General features: G+C 49.6%; 1 protein-coding gene. It reads left to right on the top strand.

The window, feature by feature from the left end:
• Nucleotides 1-109: 109 nt before the first annotated feature.
• Nucleotides 110-478: helix-turn-helix domain-containing protein (locus GSO_RS15315; RefSeq protein ID WP_010493938.1), on the top strand; the 369-nt coding region annotated here is incomplete at its 3' end.

The following is a 478-nucleotide window of genomic DNA, read 5'->3' as shown; positions in this document are numbered from 1 at the left end:
GACGGATTTACAATTCAAGTGCAACAAACTAGTCAAATAGAAAAGACTCATCGCCTGAGTCCTTGTAAAATGGAATCACCACAAGACCAACTACAAGGAGAACTCGACTATGAGTCCGTACATCCATCTTACCTTAAAAGACCGTGAATCGATACTGCTTGGTATCTCTACAGGCAAAACTCTTGATACCATCGCCAATGAGATAGGTCGTTCCAAGAGTACAGTCAGCCGTGAAATTGCACGTAACGGCGGCTGGCGGAGCTATTCGGCAGCCACCGCTCAGGACCGCTACCGGCGGGTTCGCTTGGCTAGCAGGCGTCCTCGGATCCTCGATCGACCGGGGACTCGTGACGCTGTCATTCGATATATCACGGTGCTACATTGGTCGCCTGAGCAGATTGCCGGTCGCTTGTCACTAGAAGGCAGTCCTATTCGCATCAGCTATTCGACTATCTACAGAGGTATCTACCTAGATAAT

Source organism: Lacticaseibacillus zeae DSM 20178 = KCTC 3804 (assembly GCF_000260435.1).
GTDB classification, from domain to species: Bacteria; Bacillota; Bacilli; order Lactobacillales; family Lactobacillaceae; genus Lacticaseibacillus; species Lacticaseibacillus zeae.
Note: the sequence above shows the minus strand (reverse complement) of the source record. Positions and strands in the feature narration are given on the sequence as shown.